The following is a 23,411-nucleotide window of genomic DNA, read 5'->3' as shown; positions in this document are numbered from 1 at the left end:
CAGGCTGGTGGCAACGGGGCGTTCTGAACGACAATCAACGTTTTTGCCATCCAGCCTCAGGGAGCCACGATGAAAGTCTCGTGGGACATTTTTTGCAGCGTAGTCGACAACTACGGTGATGCCGGCGTGACCTGGCGTCTGGCACGCCAACTGGTTGCCGAGCAGGGGCTGCACGTGCGTTTATGGATCGACGACCTGTCGGCTTTCGTTCGCTTGTGCCCCGCCGCTGATCCTCAGGCTCTGCAGCAATGGCAAGAGGGTGTGAGGGTGTGCCAATGGCCCGCTGAATGGGCAGGCAGTGATATTCCTGACGTGGTCATCGAGGCCTTTGCCTGCCGCCTGCCGCCTGCCTATACCGAATCGATGCTGCAGCGTTCGCCAAGGCCGCTGTGGTTGAACCTCGAGTACCTCAGCGCCGAAGACTGGGTCTCGGGTTGCCACGGTTTGCCTTCGCCACAGTTGAACGGTTTGAAGAAGTTCTTTTTCTTTCCCGGTTTTTCCGACGCCACGGGCGGCCTGCTGCGCGAAAGAAACCTGATCGAACAGCGCCAGCGATTTCAGCAAGACAAGGCCGCGAGGCAAGGTTTCTTGCAGGGGTTGGGTGTCGAGCCGTTGCCTGATGCCCGCTTGATCTCGGTATTTGCCTATGAAAATCCCGGGCTGGGCAGCTGGCTTGACGCGCTGGCCAGCGACAGTCGGCCGAATCACCTGCTGGTGCCGGAGGGACGCATTCTCGCCGATCTGCGGCGCTGGCTGGGTGTCGACGATGAGTTACACGCAGGTTTCATGCAGGTAAGGGGAGGGCTGACGGTTCAGGTGTTACCGTTCATCCGTCAGGAACGCTACGACCAACTGCTGTGGAGCTGCGATTTCAACGTCGTGCGCGGCGAAGACTCATTCGTCCGTGCGCAATGGGCGGGGCGGCCGATGCTCTGGCACATCTATCAGCAGGAAGACGACGCGCACCTGCCCAAGCTTGATGCGTTTTTAGCGCTCTACCTGGCGGGTCTTGAGCCTGAGGCGGCGCATGCTGTGAATCAGTTCTGGCAGAACTGGAATATCGGCAGCGACCTGAGCGAAAGCTGGCTGGCACTCACCGAACACTGGGCTGAAATTGAAAAGCACGCCGGGCACTGGTGCCTGCAACAAGCCGCACAGACTGATCTTGCCACGGCGCTGGTGCAGTTTTATGGAAATTCGCTATGATACGCGGCCTTGATACAAGGCTCTGTACGAAAAAGGCCTGCGCAGGCTGTTTCTCGTACAGAGCCTTTGGTTAATTCCATCCAAATTCGGATATATGCAATGAAAACTGGTAAAGAGCTGAAACCCGGTACCGTGATCCGTCTCGAAAACGATCCTTGGCTGGTTCAGAAAGCTGAATTCACCAAATCCGGTCGTAACAGCGCGATCATGAAGACCAAGCTGAAAAACCTGCTGACCGGTTACAAGACCGAGATCGTTTACAGCGCCGACGACAAGCTGGACGATGTGATCCTCGATCGCAAGGAAGCCACCCTGTCTTTCATCAGCGGTGACACCTACACGTTCATGGACACCACTGACTACACCATGTACGAGCTGAACGCCGAAGATATCGAAAGCGTTCTGCCGTTCGTCGAAGAAGGCATGACCGACGTTTGTGAAGCCGTATTCTTCGAAGACCGTCTGGTTTCCGTAGAATTGCCGACCACTATCGTGCGTCAGGTCGACTACACCGAAGGCTCCGCTCGTGGCGACACGTCGGGCAAGGTCATGAAGCCTGCCAAACTGAAAAACGGTACCGAGCTGAGCGTTGCTGACTTCATCGAAATCGGCGACATGATCGAGATCGATACCCGTGAAGGCGGTTCCTACAAAGGCCGTGCGAAGTAAGCATGGTTTTGTAACCCCGTTACGCAAAAAACCCGCATTGCTGCGGGTTTTTTTACGGCTGAAGTTTGAGCCCCTGCCGTTATTTCAGGTGTTCTTTCAACTCCTGAGACGCCTGCAGGATGGCAGAGCGGACAGCCGGGACCTGGCTGACCACGTTGAGCAGGCCGTAGTCATGGATCATGCCGTTGTAACGTACCGCCGTGACCGGCACGCCCGCCTGGTCCAGCTTGCGCGCATAGGCTTCGCCTTCATCACGCAGCACGTCGGCACTGGCGGTCTGAATCAGCGCCGGTGGCAGACCTTTCAGTTGCTCGGTGGTGGCGCGCAGCGGCGAGGCGTAGATCTCGTTGCGTTGCGCGGCATCGGTGGTGTAGTTGTCCCAGAACCACTTCATCATGTTACGGGTCAGGAAGTGGCCTTCGGCGTACTGGTTGTATGAATCGTTATCAAAGTTGGCGTCAGTCACCGGCCACAGCAGCACCTGATACCTGAGCGCCGGAGTGCCTTTTTCTTTGGCCATCAGTGCAACGACCGCTGCCATGTTGCCGCCCACGCTGTTACCCGCCACAGCCAGGCGCTTACCGTCGACGTTGATTTCCTTGCCGTGCTCAGCTACCCATCTGGTTGCTGCATAAGCCTGGTTGATCGCCGTCGGATAATGCGCTTCGGGTGAAGGCGTGTAATTGACGAACACCGCTACCGCGCCCGAGCCCACGACCAGGTCGCGGACCAGTCGCTCGTGGGTCTGGAAATCACCCAGTACCCAGCCGCCGCCGTGGAAGAACATGAAAACCGGCAAGGTCCCTTTTACGCCAGCAGGGCGCACGATATTCAGGCTGATCGGCTGGCCATCGACGTTGATGGTCTTTTCGCTGACATCGGCTTTGGGCAGCGTCAGTTTGACCCCTGCCTGTGCTCCTACCAGCACGGCCCTGGCATCTTTCGGCGACAACTGCTCAATGGGCTTGCCAGTGCCCGAATTCAAGGCATCGAGAAAAGCCTGAGTGTTGTGCTCGATGGCAGGATCGCCTGCGGCAAACGCGCTGCCGATGGACAGTGCGAGAAGCGTACCCGTCATGACTTTGCTGAAGGTCTTCATGTTCGTTCCCTTGCTCATGTTCGTATCTATGGCCGGTGGGTTAGACGGTTACATGCAGGCGCACATCGACGTTGCCGCGTGTGGCGTTGGAATAAGGGCAGACCACGTGAGCGGCATCGACCAGTTGCTGAGCGTCGGCTTGTTCAAGGCCGGGCAGGCTGACATGCAGGTCGATGTCCAGACCGAAACCACCGGGAATCTGGCCAATCCCTACGTGGGCGGTGATCGAGGCGTCTGCCGGGATGCTGCGTTTGCTCTGACCGGCGACAAATTTGAGGGCACCGATGAAGCAGGCCGAATAACCGGCAGCGAACAGTTGCTCCGGGTTGGTGGCTGCGCCGCCAGCACCGCCAAGCTCTTTCGGAGTGGCGAGTTTGACGTCGAGAATCTTGTCGTTGGATACGGCACGACCATCACGGCCGCCTGTGGCGGTTGCAACTGCGGTGTAAAGAGTGTCCATGATTTTTCCTCGTTCGGTAGGGTTAATTGCGCAAAATACTTGCGAGCTAACTAAGTGCAGGGCAAAGGTAGCCCAAGGATAGTTAGCGCGCAAGCTAAATTTTGCGAAAAGTCGAAAGAGGTCTTTTCCGGAGGAGGAAAGCTACCAGGGCGGGCAGCTGGAAATCTTGCCAGCCCCTTGATGTGCGGGGCTTTGGCGAGACGAGCAACAGGTCAGTCCGGGGGGGCGTGACCCGTTGTCTTAAAGGCTCTGGTGCAGATGGTCACGCAAGTCCAGCAACTGTGTCTGCAGGTCACGAAGCCTTTCCATGTTCAGGCCGCTCGCCGATAAAATACAGCCGGGTATGCTCAGTGCCTGGTGTTGCAGTGCACGACCTTGTTCAGTCAGGTGCAGCAATACCACGCGTTCGTCTTCCTTGCTGCGGGTGCGGCTGATAAAGCCCTGGCCCTCAAGACGCTTGAGCAAAGGTGTCAGAGAACCCGGATCAGTGAGCAGGCGCGTGCTGACATCACCTACGGTAAGGCCGTCTTTTTCCCACAGCACCATCATTGCCAGATACTGCGGATAGGTCAGCCCAAGCGCCTGCAGCAGAGGTTTGTAAACCTTGGTCATCATCAATGAGGTGGAATACAGGGCGAAGCACAATTGGTTATCCAGCAGCAGCGAATCGCAATCGGCAGGTGCAGCATGGGCATGGTTTTCTTCGGCACTCATATCAGGTCCTCAAACTCAGTCGAATGAGTTTAACTTAGTGTTGCATTCTTTAATGTGCCAGATAATTTCGAGTGTGCAGGCTCAAAGCGCTGACAGCGTGCGCCGCGCGCAAAAAAAACAGGTAACACCGGGTGTTGGTTGCGCGCAGGACTGCGTAGCATTTGGCCATTGACTGGGCGGGGACGTAGTGTGATTGAAATTGTGATGTTTGTGTTACTGGGTGCAGCGATGGGCACCCTGGGGGGGGTGTTCGGAATCGGTGGCGGTCTTGTGGCAATTCCCGCGCTGGGTGTGCTGTTCGGTCTGGATCAGCAGCTGGCGCAAGGGACAGCGTTGTTGATGGTGCTGCCTAACGTGTTACTCGCCTTGTGGCGCTATAACCAGCGCAACCGGATTTTGCTGCGTAATGCGTTGATGTTGATTGTTCCCAGTTTTATTTTTGCCTGGCTGACGTCGCTGCTGGCGGTGCGCGTGGATCCGCAAAGCATGCGCCTGGGCTTTGTCGGCTTTCTAGTGGTTCTGACCGTGTTCAACGTGGCGCAGATGTATTGGCGCGGCCATCAGGCCGGTAGCGGGTTGCGCCATGAAAAATGGCTATGGCTGCTGGGCGTCGGGTCCGGTATGACCGGAGGTCTGTTTGGCGTTGGCGGGGGAGTGGTGGCCACGCCGATTCTTACCAGCGTGTTTGGCACGACACAGGTTGTGGCGCAAGGGTTGGCGCTGTCCCTCGCAGCCCCGAGCACCGGGATCACGCTGGTTACCTACGCGCTGCACGATCACGTCAACTGGTCGATGGGCATTCCATTGGCCATTGGTGGTCTGGCGAGCATCAGTTGGGGTGTCAAGCTGGCGCATTCGCTGCCGGAGCGAACGCTGCGCCTGATGTTCTGCGTGTTTCTGGTGCTCTGCGCAGTCATTCTCGCGCTCAAGGTTTGAAGCCGTCGATGATGTAGTCGGCCATGCATTCGGTGATGGGCGAGGGGTTTTTCGGATTGCGCAGCAGTACGATGCTGGCCGTTGGCAGCTCGGGCAATTGTTCGGCCGCGCCGATGATGCGCAAATCTGCAGTGATCAGGCTTTGAAACTGTGCAGTGACTGCCAGGCCCGCGCTGACCACTGCTGTGATTGCTGCCATGCTGGAGCTGCTGTAGGCGATGCGGTAATCACGCTCCACGCTGTCCAGTGCGTTGCATGCCCAGTCGCGACAGAAGCAGTGCGTATTGAACATCGCCAGCGGAATGGGGTTTTGCTCATGCGGAGCAAAACCGCTGGCTTCCATCCAGACCAGACGCTCATGACGCAACAGCGTACCGATCTCGGTGCCGGGCTTGCGCGTAACGATGGTCAGGTCCAGGTCATTGCGTTGCAGCAGCAGGTCGGACGGTTCGCAATGCACCTCTACCTGAACCAGCGGGTAGGCCTGCGCGAACTGCGAAAGAATGCCGGGCAAAAAGCGCATCACGTAGTCGTCGGGCGAGCCGATTTTTACCACCCCGATCATGTGTGGCTCGCGCAGCGTATTGAACACCTCACTGTGCAGCTTGAGGATGCGCCGCGCATAGCCAAGTAACACCTGCCCCTCTGCCGTCAGGTTCAGGGTCCGGCCTTCACGCTGGAACAGTTGACGCTGTACGACATCCTCCTCCAGACGCTTCATTTGCATGCTGACCGCCGATTGAGTGCGGTTCACGGCTTCACCTGCGCGGGTGAAACCGCCGTGGTCGGCAATTGCCACAAAGGTACGAAGTAGCTCTGTATCGATGCCTGGATAGCTGGCCAAACCATCAATCTCCCAGATGGACTGCATAAGAAACATTCTTCAAGCTGATCTTATGCGTCAGCTCTATTTTTTGCGATGACGACTTTTAACAGGATGAGGACCGGTCAATGAGTGACTGATAGGCATGGACATAGTTTTCGGCCATTTGACGCGCTGAAAAACGCTTTTGAAACTGCTCGCGTATTCGCATGGCAGATAGCTGGCCCACCTTATGGACGGCGGCTACCGCTTCTGCTTCGTTGCGGACAACGAAGCCTGTGACTCCGTCTTCTATGACTTCCGGGACTGAGCCGGAGGGAAATGCGATCACTGGAGTACCGCACGCCATTGCCTCGATCATGACCAGACCGAAAGGCTCTGGCCAATCAATAGGAAACAAAAGTGCCAAGGCACCTGACAGGAAAGTGGTTTTTTCCTGCTCATTGATCTCACCTATGTATTCGACCAGCGGAGAATCCAATAGCGGACGTATGTCTCGTTCAAAGTAAGCGCTGTCAACGGCGTCTATCTTGGCAGCAATCTTGATGGGGATATCGCATTGTTGGGCGATGCGAATGGCCGCATCGACCTGCTTCACAGGCGTGATTCGTCCCAGAAAAGCAAGGTATGTCCTTTCCACTTGCCGGGGTGTATGGAGTTGTAGCGGCAAGCCGTGATACACCGTGCCCACCCAGTTGGCGGCTGGCAGATCATTGCGTTGAGCGTTGGAAATCGAAATAAGCGGCATGTCTGCAAAGGTGTTGAACACCGGTTTGAGTGCGGGCAGATCGACTCGACCATGCAAGGTGGTAACAAACGGTGTGGGCTGGCGGCTGAACAGGGAGAAGGGGTAGAAGTCCAGGTGGAAGTGAATAATGTCGAACTCCTGCGCGCGACGCCTCACGCGTTCCATCATGACCAGGTGCGGGCTGATGACGTCGAAGCTTCCGTAATCGAGCCTCAGAGCGGCGGGCCAGACTGCATCAAGCTCTGCAGACGTCAATGAGTCGCCGCTGGCGAACAACGTCACTTGGTGGCCTAGTTCAACAAGTGCCTCAGTGAGGTAGGACACCACTCGCTCCGTACCTCCGTAGCGTTGAGGCGGGACCGCCTCGAACAAAGGGGCAACCTGGGCAATTTTCATAAGCGATCTCCGTTTTCGGGTACGTTTATCCATTCCCTGATTTTTTGAGCGGCCACTGCGTCACCTCCGCTGCCGAAGCGTTCGATCAGCCGAGAAGTCTTGCCGCCTGTGCACTGGCGCATGCGGGCAACTGCAACTGCCATTTTTTCATTGAGAACGGCACTTCGCTCAGTGTCTCCCAGTGTTGAAATTGCCTCGTCGATGCTAGCCAGACAGGTTTGTGTGGATGTTGTGTAATCAATGTTGACGCCCAGCGTTTCCCAGCCTAGCTCCGCGTCAACCATACCGGCGTTGCGCAGATGAGCCAGCTGAAGGCCTTGCGTATTGTTGACCGGCGGCAGCCATATGACCGGTGTTTGCATAACAGCCGATTCGTAGATGTTGCCCAAGCCAGGTGTACAAACTGCAAATTGGCAGTCATGCATCATCCGGGCGACCTCCGTAAGGGGGTAAGTGCTGGCATCGTCTGATGCCAGTGCTTCTGCGATTGTTTGGCTGGTGGCGATGTGAAGCTTCACCCCCTGATCGAGTGCTGCACGCAAGGCGAGCGTAATCGCGCGGGCAAAGTCGATAAGCATCGCCTCATCGGTATAAGGGTTCTTAAGTCCGCCCAGATTAAGCAGGACAACGTTGGACTGGCTATTTCGAGGTGCGTACCTGGCTCGGGATGTGATGGGCGGGACGACAAAGTGATTTTTTGATTTTATACCCGCCAGGCGTTCAACTACGCCTATAAAGTTCTGGGCAATATAAAGCAAGCGAGGGCGGTGAATAAGTTCTTCGATGCGGGGCCAGCGTGTTTCTGCTTGCCAGCACCAGGTCAAGGCATCATAAAAAACAACGCGTTTACCTAAGGACAGTGATCGAATTGCTATGTCGAGATCCATGGCTGTTACAACGATATCGACATCAGAGATTAATTTATCCCAGTCTCTCGGGCTGCTTCCGGTCATGTCATGGATTTTTCGATAGGGAAGGTGCTTTTGCAGATCCAGTGAGTGCCCTTCACCCGCGTAGGCATGGCAGCCGCTGCCTATAAAGTAAGGTGCAATGGCGGCAATTGCCGCAGAGGGACCGAATCCAAACGGTTCGGCGTTGAATAAAATGCGATTGGCTTCCATGCCCATGTGTTTCTCCAGAACGCTACATATTACCGATGCACGTCTTCTCGTTTAGGGGGCGTCTCTTAGCACCCTCAGCGGTTAGCTATTATTTTCAATGGACGGGTGTCAGCCGTTTTTATAATGGGTATTGGTATAATGGTTTTTATAGTAGTTACCCAAGAAGCTGTTTTCAGAATTCTAGAACGTTCACGGGGGCTGTCAATTGAAACGCTAGTCTATTCTGTAATAACGAAAGCGTTTGGCTTGCTCTAAGGTTACTGCATGTCTGGCTTGGGTTTTTATATATTGGTTATATGTCTGTCGGGGCAAGTGGGTAATTAAGTAATTATCGACTGCCGGTGTGATCGGCAGCACATTTGGGTCGATCAATGCATCAATTTCAAAGATGTATTGCATAAGAAACATTCGTTGGATTGATCTTGGGTCAGGCGCGAGACTTTAGTCATCTCACACGGAGGGCAAGATGATGAATGGTCAAAAAGAGTGTGTATTGATCGCAAGGCCTGCCGGGCATGCTCAGCCTGGCAAGGCGTTGGTGTGGTTGAAGCATCACTTGCAGCGCTGGCTGGAGCTGCACCGTCAGCGCCGCTATCTGGCGCAGATGAGTGATGACACGCTGAAGGACCTGGGGCTGAGCAGGGCCGACATTCAGCAGGAAGCCGAGCGTCCGTTTTGGGATGACCCGCTCAAGCGCTGAGCGGGCGGTTTGCTCTGCTTAGCGCCTGACCTGCTTCAGGGTTTCGGCAATCAGGAACGCCAGCTCCAGTGACTGATCGGCGTTCATGCGCGGGTCGCAGTGGGTGTGGTAGCGATCCGAAAGGCCATCTTCGGTGATGGGGCGGGCGCCGCCGATGCATTCGGTGACGTTTTGCCCGGTCATTTCGATATGGATGCCTCCGGCATAAGTGCCTTCAGCCTGATGCACCTGAAAGAACTGCTTCACTTCGCCAAGGATCTGCGCAAAGTCCCGGGTTTTGTAGCCGCTGCTGGCCTTGATGGTGTTGCCGTGCATCGGATCGGAGCTCCACAGCACTTTGCGGCCTTCGCGCTCAACCGCACGAATCAGCTGTGGCAGGTGATCGCCGACCTTGTTGGCACCCATCCGCGCGATCAGGTTGAGACGGCCCGGATCGTTGTCCGGGTTAAGGATGTCGATCAGGCGAATCAGGTCGTCAGTATTCATGCTCGGGCCGACCTTGACGCCGATCGGGTTGTTCACCCCACGCAGGAATTCGACATGCGCGCCATCCAGTTGCCGGGTACGGTCGCCGATCCACAGCATGTGTGCCGAGCAATCGTAGTAATCATTGGTCAGGCTGTCGCGCCGCACGAAGGCTTCTTCGTAATTGAGCAGCAATGCCTCGTGGGCGGTGAAAAAGCTGGTTTCACGCAGTTGCGGCGAGCTGTCCATGCCGCAGGCGCGCATGAACGCGAGCGTTTCATCGATGCGTCCGGCCAGCTGGCTGTATTTTTCGGCCAGCGCCGAGTTGGCAATGAAGTCCAGATTCCACTTGTGTACCTGATGCAGGTCGGCAAACCCGCCCTGTGCGAAGGCGCGCAGCAGGTTCAGGGTGGCGGTGGACTGGTTATAGGCTTGCAGCAGGCGTTCGGGGTCCGGCACACGGCTTTTTTCATCGAAACCGATACCGTTGACGATGTCACCGCGATACGCCGGGAGCGTTACGCCGTCGATGATTTCGTCGTTTGCCGAGCGAGGCTTGGCAAATTGTCCGGCCATGCGTCCGACTTTCACCACCGGGCAACCGGCTGCGAAGGTCATGACGATGGCCATCTGTAGCAGCACCTTGAACGTGTCGCGAATGTTGGCTGCGGAAAACTCCATAAAGCTTTCCGCGCAGTCGCCGCCCTGCAGCAGGAACGCGCGACCCTGGGTTACTTCGGCAAACTGGCGGCGCAACTCTCGGGCTTCGCCGGCAAACACCAGCGGCGGATAGCTGGCCAGGGTCTGTTCGACCTTCAACAGATGCGCGGCATCAGGGTAGTGAGGTTGCTGCTGAATCGGCAGTGCCCGCCAGCTGTCGGGGCTCCAGGGTTGGCTCATTATTGGCTCTAGGGTTGTGCAATCGGGTCCGCATGTTAGCAGTTCGCTGTTGCTCTGCCAGCGTAGGGCAGACCACCGGGACGGCATCACGCCCGGCAATGTGTGACAAAGCCGCGCGCTTGCCCGACAATTCGCGTTTTGCGCTCGGCGCAGCGATGACCAGGAACGGTAATGACGGAAGAGCGTGAGCGCGTAGAACGAATCTTGGCCGAGGTCCACGACGACTTCGGCATGATCCGCGTGCTGGAAGTAGAGGATTATCGCTTTCTGGAGTTTGGCGAGGCCATCGAGCAGAGCTGCACGTTTACGGCTGACCCGAGCTGGCTGGAATACGACTACACCCGCGCGATGCTGATCGGCGCACTGTGTCACGATGCGCCGGACAGCGCGCTGTTTCTAGGGCTGGGTGCGGGTACGCTGACCCAGGCCTGCATGAAGTTCCTGCCGCTTGAAGACGTGGAAGTCATCGAGCTGCGCCCTGATGTGCCGCGCCTGGCCATGGAGTTCATGGGGCTCGATGACGACCCGCGTCTGTATATCCGCATCGGCGATGCGCTGGATTTGCTGGACAGCGCAGAGCCTGCCGACCTGATCTTTGTCGACCTGTACACCGATGTCGGGCCGGGCGTCGGGCATTTGGCCTGGAATTTTTTGCAGGGCTGCCAGCAACGCCTCAATCCCGGTGGCTGGCTGATCATCAACCAGTGGGCCACCGACGACGGTAAGCCGCTGGGCGCGGCCTTGCTGCGGGGTTTGTACCACCGTCATTACTGGGAGCTGCCGGTAAAGGAGGGCAACGTCATTCTGATCGTGCCTGCCGACCTCGATCAGACGCTGGATATCGAGGCATTGAGTTCGCGTGCCGAGGCACTTGCGCCGCATCTGGGGTACTCGCTGGAGTCGTTGATCAGGGCGGTCCGTTCCGCGACTTGAGCGGGCGAGGCATGTGCTGACTGGTCTGAAATCAGGGGTGAGACAATTCGCCACACCCCGCAGGTCGGGATACCGGCCATCCGCAAGAGCAGATTAAACGTTTAAGCGGCAACGCCCGCAATCTCGGGCCCGCGCTCTTGTCGGCCAGCCCTCTGCCCGGACCAAGGGCCTTGGGTTGCTCAAGGATGGCGCAATGTTTCGCAAAAAAAGACTCACTAAGGTGCATATTTCCGGTATAGTGCGCGCCGGCCTTAACAGGGCCCTCGTCAAGGTATTGCAGTACCCCGAAGCCAGCTTCGGTTGCTTGTTCGCACAACGGACTAGCCTGGACGATCCATTCATCAAACGTTTTCGCAAATCCCCGCCGACAAAGCAGCCAGGGTGACCTCAAGGTCGTACACGGCACGCGCAGCTTTGAAGCATGGGTCTTTGCGGATGCACTAGAGGCAGACCCATGACCCAGGAAATCGGCGGCTTCGCCGCTCTCGAACTTCATCCAAATATCGTTGCAGCAGTCGTCGCCACTGGCTACGAAGAGCCTTCGGCCATTCAGCAGCAATCGATCCCGATTATTCTCGCCGGTCACGACATGATTGGTCAGGCGCAAACCGGTACGGGTAAAACTGCCGCGTTCGCACTGCCTATCCTGCATCGCATCGACCCGAGCAAGCGCGAGCCGCAAGCACTGATCCTGGCCCCGACCCGCGAACTGGCACTTCAGGTTGCCACCGCGTTCGAGACCTACGCCAAACAAATGCCGGGCGTGACTGTTGTTGCGGTCTACGGCGGCGCGCCAATGGGCCCGCAGCTCAAGGCCATCCGCAACGGCGCACAAATCGTTGTCGCCACCCCGGGCCGTCTCTGCGACCACCTGCGTCGTGACGAGAAAGTCCTGGCAACCGTGAACCATCTGGTTCTCGATGAAGCGGACGAAATGCTCAAGCTGGGCTTCATGGACGACCTCGAAGTCATCTTCAAGGCCATGCCTGAAACCCGCCAGACCGTACTGTTCTCGGCAACGCTGCCACAGTCGATCCGTGCCATCGCAGAGCGCCATCTGCGCGATCCGAAGCACGTCAAGATCCAGACCAAGACCCAGACCGTTACCGCGATCGAGCAGGCTCACCTGCTGGTTCACGCTGACCAGAAGACCTCCGCTGTACTGAGCCTGCTGGAAGTCGAAGACTTCGACGCCCTGATCATGTTCGTCCGCACCAAGCAGGCGACCCTGGACCTGGCAAGCGCCCTTGAAGCCAAAGGCTACAAGGCTGCTGCACTGAACGGTGACATCGCTCAGAACCAGCGCGAGCGCGTTATCGATTCCCTCAAGGATGGCCGTCTGGACATCGTTGTAGCGACCGACGTTGCTGCCCGTGGTCTTGACGTTCCGCGTATCACCCACGTATTCAACGTGGACATGCCTTACGATCCAGAGTCCTACGTTCACCGTATCGGCCGTACCGGTCGTGCCGGTCGCGAAGGTCGTGCACTGCTGCTGGTAACTCCTCGCGAGCGCCGTATGCTGCAGGTGATCGAGCGCGTAACCGGTCAGAAGGTTGCTGAAGTCCGCCTGCCGGATGCCCAGGCCGTTCTGGATGCTCGCATCAAGAAACTGACCAACAGCCTGTCGCCACTGGTTGCCGATGCCGAATCGACTCATGGCGATCTGCTGGATCGTCTGACTGCCGACATCGGTTGCAGCCCGCGTGCCCTTGCTGCTGCGCTGTTGCGCAAGGCTACCAACGGTCAGGCCCTGACCCTGGCAGCTATCGAGCGCGAGCGCCCGCTGGTTCCGAACAACGCCCCTCGCGGTGATCGTCCAGAGCGTAGCGGCAGCAGCGATCGCGGTGATCGTCCTGAGCGTGAGCGTCGTGCGCCGGTCCCGCTGGCCGAAGGCCGTGCTCGTTGCCGTACCGCGCTGGGTGCGCGTGATGGTATCGCTGCCAAGAACCTGCTGGGTGCCATCCTCAACGAAGGCGGCCTGGCCCGCGAAGCTATCGGCCGCATCCAGGTGCGTGACAGCTTCAGCCTGGTCGAGCTGCCGGAAGATGGTCTTGAGCGTCTGCTGACCAAGCTCAAGGACACACGTGTTGCTGGCAAGCAGCTCAAGCTGCGTCGCTATCGCGAAGATTGATCGGCTTCTGAGCTGATAGGTCAATAAAAAATCCCCGACTGGTTCGGGGATTTTTTTGTGCTGAATTTAGGATTCAGGATTCAGGCGGGAAGGCGTTTTCGGTATCAGCCGAACCGATAGATGTCCATTCCGAGCGCACCCATGGTGAAGCCTTGATGGGCAACACTGAATGCTCCGCCTGCGCCCCGTGCGAAATACAGCGGCAGCAAATGCTCGTCACTCGGGTGCGCTCGCACCGCATGAGGAGCAAGACTGCGGTAGTGGTGCAGTGCGGCTTCATCGTCGTTTTGCAGCTTGTCGATCATCCAGTCACGAAACGTCGCAGCCCATGGCTCTGTGCTTCCAGGGCCGGCGTTCCAGTCCAGATCGCGCAGGTTATGCGTGATACTACCGGAGCCGATAATCAATACACCCTGTGCGCGCAGGCTGGCCAGCGCGCGGCCCACCCGTGTCTGTAGCTCGGGGCCCTGGCGGCTGGGCAGGGAGACCTGCACCACCGGAATATCGGCGTTCGGGTACATCAACGACAAAGGCACCCAGACACCATGGTCGAACGGTCGTCTGCTGTCGATGCGTGCGGGCAGACCGCTGGCGGCCAGCAACTCGACTATCGTGCGGCTCAGCTCAGGCAGACCTGGCGCCGGGTACTGCACCGCAAACAGTTCAGCCGCAAAGCCGCCGAAATCATGCCAGGTCTCGGGTTGTGGATTGCCGTTGACGATCAGTTCGTGGCTTTCCCAGTGTGCAGACACCACTACGATGGCGCGAGGCCTGGGCAGGCTGGCGGCCAATCGCGTCAGGGCGGGGCCACTCTCGCCGGGCTCCAGCGCGAGCATGGGAGAGCCATGGGAAATAAACAGGCTTGGGAACATTTACAGCTCCAGAATATGGGAATGCCCCATAATCGGTCATTCTCATGATCTAAATCTAATATAAGTTCTGGCGCTTTTTGATCTAATTTTCAGGAGGTTTCATGCAGGCGGAGTTTTGGCTGCGGCGCTGGAAGGCAGGGTAGATTGGCTTTCATCAGGCGCAGGTCAATCGGGACCTGGGACAACACGATATTGGTCATTGTGCAGCCTTTTACGACCGTGCCGCCTTTCCTGCCAGGACCGGACGCAGAGCGTCCATAACGGCGTGCCGACGCAGAGCGCCGGCACGATAGTCATCTCGAAACCCTGAATCAACCGCGGCGGCGCAGCGCCTCGATACGTTGCTCCAGCGGCGGGTGGCTCATGAACAGCCCTGCCAGGCCTTTCTTCAGGCCGGCGTTGATGCCGAACGCCGTCAGGCTGTCAGGCATGTTCACCGGTACGCCCTGCTCGGAACGCAGGCGTTGCAGCGCACCGATCATCGCGTCCGTACCGGCCAGTCGAGCCCCTGCGTCGTCAGCGCGGAATTCTCGTTTGCGCGAGAACCACATGACGATGGCGCTGGCCAGAAAGCCCAATACCAGCTCGGCGAAAATCGTCGTGATGTAGTAGGCAATACCCTGACCGTTCTCGCTCTTGAAGATCACCTTGTCGACGAAGTTACCGATGATGCGGGCAAAGAACATCACGAACGTGTTCACCACACCCTGCACCAGCGCCAGTGTGACCATGTCGCCGTTGGCAACGTGGCCGATTTCGTGCGCCAGTACAGCTTTTACCTCATCCGGCGAGAACCGCTCGAGCAGGCCCTGGCTTACCGCAACCAGTGCGTCGTTCTTGTTCCAGCCCGTGGCGAATGCGTTGGCTTCATACGCCGGGAAAATACCGACTTCCGGCATCTTGATACCCGCATCGCGGGACAGTTGTTCAACGGTCTGCAGCAACCATTGCTCATGGCGGGTACTAGGCTGACTGATGATCTGAGTACCGGTGCTCATTTTCGCCATCCACTTGGAGATGAACAGCGAGAACAACGAGCCCGCGAAACCGAACACAGCGCAGAAAACCAGCAGCTGATTGAGGTTCAGATCAACCCCGTTGGCCGCCATGAACCCATTGAAGCCAAAAAGGCTCAGGGTGATGCTGGCAATCAGCACGACCGCAAGGTTAGTGGCCAAAAACAGCAAAATGCGCATCATGGTCGAAACGTTCTCCTCAGGTAAATATGTAACTCGATGCCGGGTGTATAAGGTGATGCCCGCTGCTATTCAACAGAGGGACTATTTCAAACTGTGTCCTCTTCACGCAATCGATGGTAATCCCGCAAAGCTGAACGGCGCCTGAGCCAGAGTGGTCGATGCCTGAGGGGGTGAGGGCAGGGCGGTGATGCTGTTTTGGCAGGGCACAAATAAACTGCCCCGAACAGGTCGGGGCAGGGATGCGGCGCGAGAGGGGACGATGTCTGTTTACTGACGATAACCCTTCAGGAAGTTACCGATGCGGCCAATGGCCTGCTCCAGTTCGTCGACACGTGGCAGTGTCACGACGCGGAAGTGATCAGGGTATGGCCAGTTGAACGCGGTGCCCTGAACTACCAGCAGTTTTTCAGAAAGCAGCAGGTCGAGGACGAATTTTTCGTCGTTGAAGATCGGGCACACCTTCGGGTCGATGCGCGGGAATGCATACAGCGCGCCCATCGGCTTGACGCAGCTGACGCCGGGAATATCGTTGAGCAGCTCCCAGGTGCGGTTGCGTTGCTCCAACAGACGGCCTGGCGGCAGGATCAGGTCGTTGATGCTCTGATAGCCGCCCAGCGCAGTCTGGATGGCGTGCTGGCTCGGCACGTTGGCACACAGGCGCATGTTGGCCAGGATGTCGATGCCTTCGATGTAGCTCTGTGCGTTGTGTTTCGGTCCGGAAATGGCAATCCAGCCGGAGCGGAAGCCTGCGACCCGATACGACTTGGACAGACCGTTGAAGGTCAGGCACAGCAGGTCCGGTGCCAGCGAGGCAGTGCAGATGTGCACGGCGTCGTCGTAGAGGATCTTGTCGTAGATTTCGTCGGAGAACACCACCAGATTATGCTGGCGAGCCAGCTCCAGCATGCCCAGCAATACCTCGCGGGAATACACTGCGCCGGTCGGGTTGTTCGGGTTGATGATCACCATGGCCTTGGTGTTCGGCGTGATTTTGGCCTTGATGTCTTCAAGGTCCGGCCACCAGTTGGCCTGCTCGTCGCACAGATAATGCACCGGGCTGCCGCCGGACAGCGCCACTGCTGCGGTCCACAAGGGATAATCGGGTGCCGGAACCAGCACTTCGTCGCCGTTGTTGAGCAACGCCTGCATCGACATCACGATCAGCTCGGACACGCCGTTGCCCAGATAGATGTCTTCGATGCCTACGCCTTCGACCTGCTTCTGCTGGTAATACTGCATCACAGCCTTGCGGGCGCTGAACAGGCCCTTGGAGTCGCTGTAGCCCTGGGCTGTCGGCAGGTTGCGGATCACGTCCTGCAGGATTTCGTCCGGCGCCTCGAAACCAAACGGTGCCGGGTTGCCGATGTTCAGCTTGAGGATGCGATGGCCTTCCTCTTCCAGGCGTTTGGCGTGCTTGAGCACCGGCCCGCGAATGTCGTAGCAGACGTTTGCGAGCTTGTTCGATTTGTTGAACTGCATGGTGATGATCCCGAAAATGGACGAGCTGTTGCCGGCTTGCAATGAAGGTCGCAGCACGTTCGCCATGAAAATGGGTTTGTATGCGACAAACGCGGGTGCCAGACTGACGTCTGACCTGGCGCAATCATACGTGCCACCTGATCTGTGGAAAAGGTACAGATCGGGGTTTTTCGAATTCGGAGGTGTACCTGTGGACAAGTTGCAGAAAACGCTTGAAGAGTGGAAAGAGATGCTCGACCCGGCGCAGTATCAGGTTTGCCGCCTGAAAGGCACCGAGCGGCCGTTTTCCGGTAAGTACAACGAGACAAAGACAGAAGGCGTCTACCACTGCATCTGCTGCAATGAGCCGCTGTTCGATTCCACCACCAAGTTCGATTCGGGCTGCGGCTGGCCCAGCTTTTATGCGCCACTGGAAGGTAGCGCGGTGGTCGAAGTGCGCGATGTCAGCCACGGCATGATTCGTACCGAAGTGGTCTGTGCCAAATGCGACGCTCACCTGGGTCATGTGTTTCCCGATGGTCCGCCACCGACCGGGCTGCGTTACTGCATCAACTCGGTGTGCCTGGACCTGGTCCCGCGCCAGTAGCCGGGCGATTGCTGTGCCGCTGCACGCAGCGGCTCTGGGCTTATCGACCTGTATCAATACCGAAAATTGGGGTGCGCCGCACGCCGTTGCAGGCTAAGGTCAGTGCTCACATTCCGATCCCGCCACCGCCTGGTCTTGAGGCCTCTTTTGATGAGCGAAAACCTGCTGAGTATCCCGGTCACTACGATCAAGGGAGAACAGAAAACCCTCGCCGACTACGCTGGCAAGGCGGTGCTGGTGGTCAATACGGCCAGTAAATGCGGCTTTACCCCGCAATATAAAGGCCTGGAAAAACTCTGGCTGGACTACAAGGATAAAGGGCTGGTAGTGCTGGGCTTCCCTTGCAATCAGTTCGGCAAGCAGGAGCCGGGTGACGAGGGCGCGATTTCCGGGTTTTGCGAACTGAACTACGGGGTCAGCTTCCCGCTGTTCAAGAAGATCGACGTGAACGGCGCTCAGGCCCATCCCTTGTTCGTTCAGCTCAAGCAGCAGGCACCGGGGTTGCTGGGGACCGAGCGAATCAAGTGGAATTTCACCAAGTTCCTGATTGGCAGGAATGGCGCGCTGGTCAAGCGTTTCGCCCCGTTGACCAAGCCCGAGGAACTGACCGGTGAAATCGAAGCGCTGCTGCGCTAAGCCGTTTCAGCGGATATCAGCGATGGGGATCCACTGGTCCAGAATGCCCGCCAGTTCGGCGCGCCGGAATGGCTTGGCTAGGTAGTCGTTCATGCCTGCCGCCTTGCAGCGCTCACGTTCATCGGGCATGGCGTTGGCGGTAAGTGCCACGATCGGCAGGTTTGGCCAGCGGCCGCTGCTGCGGATCTGGCGGCTGGCTTCATAGCCGTCCATGACGGGCATGTTGCAGTCCATCAACACCAGATCAAAGTGGCCTTGCTCCAATTGTTCCAAGGCCTCGCCGCCGTGACTGCTGATGATCACTTCGCACCCCAGCTTGCCAAGTATGCCCTTGGCCACCAGCTGATTGACCGGGTTGTCTTCCACCAACAGTACCCTGGCCATGCGCTGAGCCGTTTGCTCTGGCGCTTTTGTGTCCCTGACGCCTGTCTCTTCCTGACCCAGTACACGCCGCAGCGTATGGTAAAGCGCGTTGCGCGCCAGTGGTCGAGCCTGCTGTTGCAGCGGGGCAAGGGCTGTAACCTGTTCGCCGGGCATGAAATTGCCATAGGCGGTGACCAGCAGGATCGGCACGGGTGTAGTGGGGCGAATCGCAAACAGGCATTCGGGGCAGTCGGTAATGACCAGGTCCGGGCTGCTGTCGAGGTCCACGTCTTCCGGGCGATCATCAATGCTGCGTCGCTTGAGATCGACCCCCCAGGTTGGCAGCAGGTTGCCAAGCAGCTCCACCAGGCCGCTGCCAGCCGAGCTGACCACAGTGACCCGGCCCCTGAGCGCGGTCTGAGTGACTGCGGACACATGCACCGGCAGCGGCAGCTCGGCGCAGAACTGACTGCCGAAACCGGACTGTGACTGGATACTCAGCGTGCCATTCATGGCCTCGCAGAGATTGTTGGTCAGCGCCAGACCCAGCCCGGTGCCGCCATACTGCCGAGTGATGGCGGTTTCTGCCTGAGTGAACGGCTGGAATATTTTCGCTTGGGCGTCCTGCGCAATCCCGATACCGGTGTCACGGACTTCGATGCGTACCCGGTTTTCTCCGCTGACATCTTTATGGTGAGTCAGACGCACATCCACGCGCCCAAAACGGGTGAACTTGAGTGCGTTGGACAGCAGGTTGCTGACGATCTGCCGCACCCGGGTAGGGTCGCCAGTAACCATGGCCGGAAAGTCCGGCGCAATCAGGCAGGTCAGCTCCACGCTGGGGGCCGCATTCTGTGACAGCAGGTTGGCGGTGTCCTCGATCAACACCCCAAGGTCGAAGGGAATGCGCTCGATCTCCAGATGACCTGCGTCGAACTTGGACATGTCGAGAATATCGTTAAGCAGTTCGACCAGCACCTTGCCGGAGTCGTGGGCGATCATCAGTTGCTGGCGCTGCTCGGCGCTGAGCGGGCTGTCCAGTGACAGCGCCAGCATGCCCAGCAGGCCGTTGAGCGGGGTGCGGATTTCGTGGCTCATGTGTGCCAGAAACGCCGAGCGCGCATGGGCCATGTCCAGCGCCGTACTGCGCGCTATCTGTAGTTCCTCGTTGGATTCGCGCAGGCGTATGTTGCTGGCCTTGAGCTCATTGGTGCGTGCCGAAACAATGTTTTCCAGCTCGTTGAGATGTTCGGTCAGCCGATCTTCGGCCGCGCGTCGTCTGGAGAACTCGCTGCCCATGGTTTCGAATTGACGATTGAAGGTCGCGACCAATACGCCGATTTCATCCTGCTCATGGTGAGGCGGGCAGGTTATTTTCCCTTGGTCGGGGTTGCGCGGGTCGCGACTGCTCAGTTCGCGGATCACCCTTACCAGCGGCTTGGTCAGAGTGGCGTAGAACAGAATGGTCAGAATGCCGGCCAGCGCCAGGCTGCGCACGAAACCGTTGAGCAGAGTGATCTCGGCGCGCTGCAGAAAGTGGCTGCCGAAAGCGAAGGTGTCCACGGTCAGGTACAGTGTGCCGATGGTTTCATCGGGCAAATGGTTGAGGTGCAGTTTTTCCTGAAACTGACGGCTTTCACCGAACAGCCAATCGCTGAACACTCGATAGCGCCCTGTCGCCATGGGGCGTTCAACGCTTGCAAGCACGGCGTCATTGTTATCGGTCAGTCTGGCGCTGACCACGGCAGGCGAGCGCAGCAGCCCGAGTGTCAGCTCCTGAGCCAGCTCCGAGTCGATGTTGTAGGCAATGCGCGATGCCGGGTTCTGGATGATTTCCAGCAGTGATTTGATTTCACGATTGATGGACGCGTCTTCGCTGGCATAATCGATTGCAATCTGGAACAGGCTCAGCAAGGTCCCCAGCGCGAAGCCGATCAGTACAGCCAGGCGCGCCTGCTTGAACGAAAGCCTGTTTTTGAGCGATATATCCATGAGTACTTACTGCCACTTCTGGTTGGCCAAGCATAGCTGATAGGCACTGCTGACCAATCAGTTAAATATAAGGAGATCCCGTGGATTCTCGGTTGGATGCTTTTCTGCAACGCGCCGATGCCGTGCTGGCCCGGCTGGAACCGCTGTTGCCAGCCGTGCGCGAGCCGGTCGACTGGTCACAGACGCTTGCGGCGCGCTGGGTTCAAGAGGGCCGTAGCGGCTACCTGATGCCGTTGCAGGTGAGCCTGGATACGCGCCTGACCGATCTGATCGGCGTCGACCTGCAGCGCGATCAGTTGGGGCGCAATACACGTCAGTTTATCGATGGCCTGCCTGCCAACCATGCCTTGCTCTGGGGCTCGCGCGGCACCGGCAAGTCGTCCCTGATCCGCGCTCTGCTGGCCGAGCACGCCTCGGCCGGTCTGCGCCTGATCGAGATCGAGCGTGATCATCTGGGCGACTTGCCGCGTGTGGTCGAACAACTGCACAAACTGCCGCAGCGCTTTGTACTGTTCTGCGATGACCTGTCGTTCGAGTCGGGCGAGGGTGATTATCGCGTACTGAAAAGCGTGCTTGACGGCTCGCTGGAGCAGGCACCGGATAACGTATTGCTGTATGCCACCTCCAATCGCCGCCATCTGGTGCCCGAAAAGGAAAGCGACAACGTTGACTGGAAGCACGTCGACGGCGAGTTGCACCCCAGCGAGGCCGTGGAAGACAAGATCGCGTTGTCTGACCGCTTCGGCCTGTGGCTGTCGTTCTATCCATTCACTCAGGAGCATTACCTGAACGTGGTCGAGCACTGGATCACGCAACTGGCAGACAAAGCCGGCTTGCAATGGCAGCGCGACGAAAGCCTGGAAAAGGCTGCGATTCGCTGGGCGACCGCGCGTGGCAATCGCAATGGCCGCTGCGCGTATCAATTTGCACGTTACTGGGTAGGACTTGAATTGTTGGAGCAACACACATGATCGATTTGCAAAACACCGGTGCCGGCCTCAATGGCTACGGTCTGCTGGCCGCCCAGCTTGAGGCATTGCTGGCCGACGAGCGCGACTTCATCGCCAATGCGGCGCAGTTCTCGGCATTCCTCTATACGCAGATCGACGATCTGAACTGGGCGGGTTTTTACCTCAATCGTAACGAAGAGCTGGTACTGGGTCCGTTTCAGGGGCAGATTGCGTGCGTACGCATTCCCTTTGGTCGCGGCGTTTGCGGGGCGGCGGCGCAGAGTCGGCAAACCCAGCGTGTTCAGGACGTTCACGAGTTTCCCGGACACATCGCCTGCGACAGCGCATCGAACAGCGAGCTGGTGGTGCCGTTGGTCAAGGATGGGCGTCTGATCGGCGTACTGGACCTGGACAGTCCGAGTGTGGGGCGTTTCAACGAGGTGGATCAGGCGGGGATCGAACGTCTGGCGGCTATCTTTCTGTCATCGACCGACTGTTGAGCCGCTCGACCTGCCGCTGTCCGGAGCACAGGTCCGGCAGCGGCGGGGCAGTCATCAATCGTAGATGATTTTCTTCTTCCATTCGGATTCGGTTTCGTCTGCCTTCAAGCCTTCGGTCAGCGCGTTGTCGTCGTCTTCGGATGGCGCGGTATTGGTCAGTACCATTGAGTTGGCGCGGGCCAGTTGTTTTTCCATCGCCAGCAACTGCTGTTGGTACGTCACCGGGTCCGGCTGGTTGCGCAGATACTGCACGCCGCGTTCGAACGCCAGACGAGCCTGGCCCGGCTGGTCCTGACTGAGGGCCATCTGACCGAGGTTGTTGAAGAACTCGATGTGTAGGGTGACCAGAATCGTGCGGATTTCGCGGATCCAGTGTTTGGCTTCGCTGGTTTGCAGAAAGCCGTCATGTGCAGCTCGGGTCACCTGACCATGCAGGGCTTCCAGAAGGAAACGCACGTCCTTGGCCTTGGCTTCGGTCTGGATCGGCGTGACCGGGTTGGGGATGTCGATGCGTTCGCCTTTGCCGATCTGCTCTTCCAGCTCGCCGATGCGGTGCTTGAGTTGAGCGTTACCCTTGTCCAGGCTGAGCATGCGCTGCACGACGTTCAGTTCCAGACGCGTAAGCAGCAGCTTCAAGGCTGGCGACATCAACTGGCCGGGGAATACTTCGGTGATTTCGCTGCAGCGACGCAAGCGATCACTGAGTTCGACCTTGGTGCGGGCCTTTTCCAGTTTGCCGTTTTCAGCGACGTGATTCAGGTAGCCGATCGCGATGAGCAGAGCGATACCTGCTAATACCATCAGCGTGATCATGAGTGGAGTCACTGTGCAAACCTCATTTGTTCAATTAGTTTTAGTGCGAGTGTAGTGGCTAAGCACTACTGCGCATAGATGTCCCTCCTGGAGTTTGTCGGCATCTCTTCTATATAGATTAGGCAGCTGAACGATTGGCGACAGTCGGTCAGCGTCCGAACGGCATCGAAGTTATTGATTTCAATAAATTTTCACATGGGGGTTGACGACCCCTCAATCCATCCATAGAATGCGCGCCACTTACAGCGTAAAGCACACAGCGTAGCGCAAATAAGTAGTGAATGTTGTACGTGTGTCCCCTTCGTCTAGTGGCCTAGGACACCGCCCTTTCACGGCGGTAACAGGGGTTCGAGTCCCCTAGGGGACGCCATTGCGGGAATAGCTCAGTTGGTAGAGCACGACCTTGCCAAGGTCGGGGTCGCGAGTTCGAGTCTCGTTTCCCGCTCCAATTTTAAGCAGCTTTGCCTCAGGGCAGGGTTGAGTGAAACCAGAACACATCTTCGGATGATGTCTCGAACTGAAACACACACCATTGTGTTTCAGGCAGTGTCCCCTTCGTCTAGTGGCCTAGGACACCGCCCTTTCACGGCGGTAACAGGGGTTCGAGTCCCCTAGGGGACGCCATATTGCGGGAATAGCTCAGTTGGTAGAGCACGACCTTGCCAAGGTCGGGGTCGCGAGTTCGAGTCTCGTTTCCCGCTCCAAATTCACAAAAAC

22 protein-coding genes and 4 tRNA genes are annotated in these 23,411 nt (G+C 57.9%); 14 read left to right on the top strand and 12 right to left on the bottom strand.

What is annotated here, in order from left to right:
• Positions 1-69: 69 nt before the first annotated feature.
• Together earP and LJU29_RS19295 are read left to right on the top strand one after the other, a co-directional pair.
• Positions 70-1,206, top strand: a complete 1,137-nt coding sequence (gene earP, locus LJU29_RS19300) for an elongation factor P maturation arginine rhamnosyltransferase EarP (protein WP_057423036.1) — start codon at positions 70-72, stop codon at positions 1,204-1,206.
• 99 nt (positions 1,207-1,305) lie between these two features.
• Positions 1,306-1,875: an elongation factor P gene (locus LJU29_RS19295; RefSeq protein ID WP_002554550.1), complete on the top strand. Its 570-nt coding sequence runs from the start codon at positions 1,306-1,308 to the stop codon at positions 1,873-1,875.
• Between the two features lie 79 nt (positions 1,876-1,954).
• Here the strand turns inward: LJU29_RS19295 and LJU29_RS19290 are convergent, their stop codons facing one another.
• From LJU29_RS19290 to LJU29_RS19280, 3 genes are all read right to left on the bottom strand, one after another.
• Positions 1,955-2,974, bottom strand: coding sequence for an alpha/beta hydrolase (locus tag LJU29_RS19290; protein WP_005781734.1), 1,020 nt, complete (start codon positions 2,972-2,974; stop codon positions 1,955-1,957).
• Positions 2,975-3,014: 40 nt separating this feature from the next.
• Positions 3,015-3,434: an organic hydroperoxide resistance protein gene (locus LJU29_RS19285; protein ID WP_004657344.1), complete on the bottom strand. Its 420-nt coding sequence runs from the start codon at positions 3,432-3,434 to the stop codon at positions 3,015-3,017.
• A 240-nt stretch (positions 3,435-3,674) separates the two neighbouring features.
• Positions 3,675-4,148: a MarR family winged helix-turn-helix transcriptional regulator gene (locus LJU29_RS19280; RefSeq protein WP_257111071.1), complete on the bottom strand. Its 474-nt coding sequence runs from the start codon at positions 4,146-4,148 to the stop codon at positions 3,675-3,677.
• Positions 4,149-4,337: 189 nt separating this feature from the next.
• Here LJU29_RS19280 and LJU29_RS19275 point away from each other — a divergent pair, with 189 nt between their 5' ends.
• Positions 4,338-5,084, top strand: a complete 747-nt coding sequence (locus LJU29_RS19275) for a sulfite exporter TauE/SafE family protein (protein WP_257111070.1) — start codon at positions 4,338-4,340, stop codon at positions 5,082-5,084.
• Here LJU29_RS19275 and LJU29_RS19270 read toward each other — a convergent pair.
• The 3 genes from LJU29_RS19270 to LJU29_RS19260 all read right to left on the bottom strand — a co-directional run bounded on the left by LJU29_RS19270 (position 5,074) and on the right by LJU29_RS19260 (position 8,178).
• Complete coding sequence (locus LJU29_RS19270; RefSeq protein ID WP_029240944.1) at positions 5,074-5,928, bottom strand: LysR substrate-binding domain-containing protein; 855 nt, start codon at positions 5,926-5,928, stop codon at positions 5,074-5,076. The genes LJU29_RS19275 and LJU29_RS19270 overlap by 11 nt on opposite strands.
• A gap of 85 nt (positions 5,929-6,013) precedes the next feature.
• The gene (locus LJU29_RS19265; protein WP_005744686.1) at positions 6,014-7,051 is read right to left on the bottom strand and encodes a glycosyltransferase family 4 protein; all 1,038 of its coding nucleotides are present in this window, start codon (positions 7,049-7,051) and stop codon (positions 6,014-6,016) included.
• Positions 7,048-8,178 carry a hypothetical protein gene (locus tag LJU29_RS19260; RefSeq protein ID WP_054995380.1) on the bottom strand — a complete coding sequence of 377 codons (1,131 nt, stop codon included), beginning with the start codon at positions 8,176-8,178 and terminating at the stop codon, positions 7,048-7,050. The genes LJU29_RS19265 and LJU29_RS19260 overlap by 4 nt, the downstream gene beginning before the upstream one ends.
• A gap of 460 nt (positions 8,179-8,638) precedes the next feature.
• Between LJU29_RS19260 and LJU29_RS19255 the strand changes: the two genes are divergently transcribed.
• Entirely contained in the window at positions 8,639-8,872 is a 234-nt protein-coding gene (locus LJU29_RS19255) for a DUF1127 domain-containing protein (RefSeq protein ID WP_005755120.1), read from the top strand.
• Between the two features lie 18 nt (positions 8,873-8,890).
• On the opposite strand, the gene LJU29_RS19250 is transcribed toward LJU29_RS19255, so the two are convergent.
• Positions 8,891-10,237 (bottom strand): class II 3-deoxy-7-phosphoheptulonate synthase, encoded by a 1,347-nt coding sequence (locus tag LJU29_RS19250; protein ID WP_257111069.1) that lies wholly within the window; start codon positions 10,235-10,237, stop codon positions 8,891-8,893.
• Between the two features lie 171 nt (positions 10,238-10,408).
• Here LJU29_RS19250 and LJU29_RS19245 point away from each other — a divergent pair, with 171 nt between their 5' ends.
• Both LJU29_RS19245 and LJU29_RS19240 read left to right on the top strand, forming a co-directional pair.
• Positions 10,409-11,170 (top strand): spermidine synthase, encoded by a 762-nt coding sequence (locus LJU29_RS19245; protein WP_005744681.1) that lies wholly within the window; start codon positions 10,409-10,411, stop codon positions 11,168-11,170.
• Positions 11,171-11,624: 454 nt separating this feature from the next.
• A complete protein-coding gene (locus LJU29_RS19240; protein WP_005731303.1) occupies positions 11,625-13,304 on the top strand; it encodes a DEAD/DEAH box helicase in 1,680 nt (559 codons plus the stop codon).
• Between the two features lie 104 nt (positions 13,305-13,408).
• On the opposite strand, the gene LJU29_RS19235 is transcribed toward LJU29_RS19240, so the two are convergent.
• The 3 genes from LJU29_RS19235 to LJU29_RS19225 form a co-directional block, all read right to left on the bottom strand.
• A complete protein-coding gene (locus LJU29_RS19235) occupies positions 13,409-14,176 on the bottom strand; it encodes a DODA-type extradiol aromatic ring-opening family dioxygenase (protein ID WP_005755113.1) in 768 nt (255 codons plus the stop codon).
• A 311-nt stretch (positions 14,177-14,487) separates the two neighbouring features.
• Complete coding sequence (gene htpX, locus LJU29_RS19230; RefSeq protein ID WP_257111068.1) at positions 14,488-15,375, bottom strand: protease HtpX; 888 nt, start codon at positions 15,373-15,375, stop codon at positions 14,488-14,490.
• Between the two features lie 267 nt (positions 15,376-15,642).
• Positions 15,643-16,854, bottom strand: a complete 1,212-nt coding sequence (locus tag LJU29_RS19225; protein ID WP_004657364.1) for a pyridoxal phosphate-dependent aminotransferase — start codon at positions 16,852-16,854, stop codon at positions 15,643-15,645.
• Positions 16,855-17,044: 190 nt separating this feature from the next.
• Here LJU29_RS19225 and msrB point away from each other — a divergent pair, with 190 nt between their 5' ends.
• A complete protein-coding gene (gene msrB / locus LJU29_RS19220; protein WP_002554534.1) occupies positions 17,045-17,440 on the top strand; it encodes a peptide-methionine (R)-S-oxide reductase MsrB in 396 nt (131 codons plus the stop codon).
• Positions 17,441-17,590: 150 nt separating this feature from the next.
• A complete protein-coding gene (locus LJU29_RS19215) occupies positions 17,591-18,076 on the top strand; it encodes a glutathione peroxidase (RefSeq protein ID WP_004665941.1) in 486 nt (161 codons plus the stop codon).
• A 6-nt stretch (positions 18,077-18,082) separates the two neighbouring features.
• On the opposite strand, the gene LJU29_RS19210 is transcribed toward LJU29_RS19215, so the two are convergent.
• Complete coding sequence (locus LJU29_RS19210) at positions 18,083-20,431, bottom strand: hybrid sensor histidine kinase/response regulator (protein ID WP_005755107.1); 2,349 nt, start codon at positions 20,429-20,431, stop codon at positions 18,083-18,085.
• An 80-nt stretch (positions 20,432-20,511) separates the two neighbouring features.
• On the opposite strand from LJU29_RS19210, the gene LJU29_RS19205 reads away from it, so the two are divergent.
• Positions 20,512-21,402, top strand: a complete 891-nt coding sequence (locus tag LJU29_RS19205; RefSeq protein WP_002554531.1) for an ATP-binding protein — start codon at positions 20,512-20,514, stop codon at positions 21,400-21,402.
• A complete protein-coding gene (gene msrC, locus LJU29_RS19200; RefSeq protein WP_057452644.1) occupies positions 21,399-21,881 on the top strand; it encodes a free L-methionine (R)-S-oxide reductase MsrC in 483 nt (160 codons plus the stop codon). Before LJU29_RS19205 ends, msrC begins: the two co-directional genes overlap by 4 nt.
• 54 nt (positions 21,882-21,935) lie before the next feature.
• Here msrC and LJU29_RS19195 read toward each other — a convergent pair whose 3' ends face one another.
• Positions 21,936-22,694 (bottom strand): hypothetical protein, encoded by a 759-nt coding sequence (locus LJU29_RS19195; RefSeq protein ID WP_257111067.1) that lies wholly within the window; start codon positions 22,692-22,694, stop codon positions 21,936-21,938.
• 294 nt (positions 22,695-22,988) lie between these two features.
• Here LJU29_RS19195 and LJU29_RS19190 point away from each other — a divergent pair.
• The 4 genes from LJU29_RS19190 to LJU29_RS19175 all read left to right on the top strand — a co-directional run bounded on the left by LJU29_RS19190 (position 22,989) and on the right by LJU29_RS19175 (position 23,398).
• Positions 22,989-23,064 (top strand) — tRNA-Glu (locus LJU29_RS19190).
• Between the two features lie 2 nt (positions 23,065-23,066).
• Positions 23,067-23,142 (top strand) — tRNA-Gly (locus LJU29_RS19185).
• A 100-nt stretch (positions 23,143-23,242) separates the two neighbouring features.
• Positions 23,243-23,318 (top strand) — tRNA-Glu (locus LJU29_RS19180).
• A 4-nt stretch (positions 23,319-23,322) separates the two neighbouring features.
• Positions 23,323-23,398 (top strand) — tRNA-Gly (locus LJU29_RS19175).
• Positions 23,399-23,411: the final 13 nt, after the last annotated feature.

This window comes from Pseudomonas ficuserectae (assembly GCF_024584585.1).
Taxonomy (GTDB): Bacteria; Pseudomonadota; Gammaproteobacteria; order Pseudomonadales; family Pseudomonadaceae; genus Aquipseudomonas; species Aquipseudomonas amygdali.
The sequence above is the reverse complement of the archived record's forward strand: the minus strand, read 5'-3'. Positions and strand labels throughout refer to the sequence as shown.

Coding starts and splice junctions, on each gene's coding strand:
- LJU29_RS19280 (WP_257111071.1), bottom strand. CDS start 4,148: ATGAGTGCCGAAGAAAACCATGCCCATGCTGCACCTGCCGATTGCGAT.
- LJU29_RS19260 (WP_054995380.1), bottom strand. CDS start 8,178: ATGGGCATGGAAGCCAATCGCATTTTATTCAACGCCGAACCGTTTGGA.
- LJU29_RS19245 (WP_005744681.1), top strand. CDS start 10,409: ATGACGGAAGAGCGTGAGCGCGTAGAACGAATCTTGGCCGAGGTCCAC.
- LJU29_RS19250 (WP_257111069.1), bottom strand. CDS start 10,237: ATGAGCCAACCCTGGAGCCCCGACAGCTGGCGGGCACTGCCGATTCAG.
- LJU29_RS19225 (WP_004657364.1), bottom strand. CDS start 16,854: ATGCAGTTCAACAAATCGAACAAGCTCGCAAACGTCTGCTACGACATT.
- LJU29_RS19255 (WP_005755120.1), top strand. CDS start 8,639: ATGATGAATGGTCAAAAAGAGTGTGTATTGATCGCAAGGCCTGCCGGG.
- msrC (WP_057452644.1), top strand. CDS start 21,399: ATGATCGATTTGCAAAACACCGGTGCCGGCCTCAATGGCTACGGTCTG.
- LJU29_RS19285 (WP_004657344.1), bottom strand. CDS start 3,434: ATGGACACTCTTTACACCGCAGTTGCAACCGCCACAGGCGGCCGTGAT.
- LJU29_RS19290 (WP_005781734.1), bottom strand. CDS start 2,974: ATGAAGACCTTCAGCAAAGTCATGACGGGTACGCTTCTCGCACTGTCC.
- LJU29_RS19195 (WP_257111067.1), bottom strand. CDS start 22,694: ATGATCACGCTGATGGTATTAGCAGGTATCGCTCTGCTCATCGCGATC.
- LJU29_RS19265 (WP_005744686.1), bottom strand. CDS start 7,051: ATGAAAATTGCCCAGGTTGCCCCTTTGTTCGAGGCGGTCCCGCCTCAA.
- LJU29_RS19240 (WP_005731303.1), top strand. CDS start 11,625: ATGACCCAGGAAATCGGCGGCTTCGCCGCTCTCGAACTTCATCCAAAT.
- LJU29_RS19215 (WP_004665941.1), top strand. CDS start 17,591: ATGAGCGAAAACCTGCTGAGTATCCCGGTCACTACGATCAAGGGAGAA.
- LJU29_RS19235 (WP_005755113.1), bottom strand. CDS start 14,176: ATGTTCCCAAGCCTGTTTATTTCCCATGGCTCTCCCATGCTCGCGCTG.
- LJU29_RS19210 (WP_005755107.1), bottom strand. CDS start 20,431: ATGGATATATCGCTCAAAAACAGGCTTTCGTTCAAGCAGGCGCGCCTG.
- htpX (WP_257111068.1), bottom strand. CDS start 15,375: ATGATGCGCATTTTGCTGTTTTTGGCCACTAACCTTGCGGTCGTGCTG.
- earP (WP_057423036.1), top strand. CDS start 70: ATGAAAGTCTCGTGGGACATTTTTTGCAGCGTAGTCGACAACTACGGT.
- LJU29_RS19295 (WP_002554550.1), top strand. CDS start 1,306: ATGAAAACTGGTAAAGAGCTGAAACCCGGTACCGTGATCCGTCTCGAA.